Source organism: Neotamlana laminarinivorans (assembly GCF_020523925.1).
Lineage (GTDB): Bacteria > Bacteroidota > Bacteroidia > Flavobacteriales > Flavobacteriaceae > Neotamlana > Neotamlana laminarinivorans.
The window spans coordinates 1-245 of record NZ_JAJAPW010000121.1 but is presented as its reverse complement, the minus strand read 5'-3'; the positions used below and the strand labels follow the sequence as shown (position 1 = coordinate 245).

Sequence of the window (245 nt, the reverse complement as noted above, 5' to 3'; positions counted from 1 at the left end):
ACAACTTACTGCATCGCCTACAGCATTGTAAGGCGTTATGCTTACGTAAATAGTTGTGGTCTCTGGTAAATCTGATACGAAATCGTAGGTTAATACATTGCCAACATCTTCTGCATTCAAAATATCTGTCCCTCCTGATGTTGTACCTACTGTTAGCTTATAACCTGTAGCATCTGAAATAGCTGTCCATGATAAATTGGTAGTTATTGAAACATCTGTTGAACCGTTTAACGGACTTGTTAATG

Annotated in this window: 1 pseudogene; it reads right to left on the bottom strand. The window is 38.0% G+C overall.

Annotated elements, in window-relative coordinates:
* Window positions 1-245: pseudogene (locus tag LG649_RS16490) on the bottom strand (T9SS C-terminal target domain-containing protein); the annotation flags it as partial.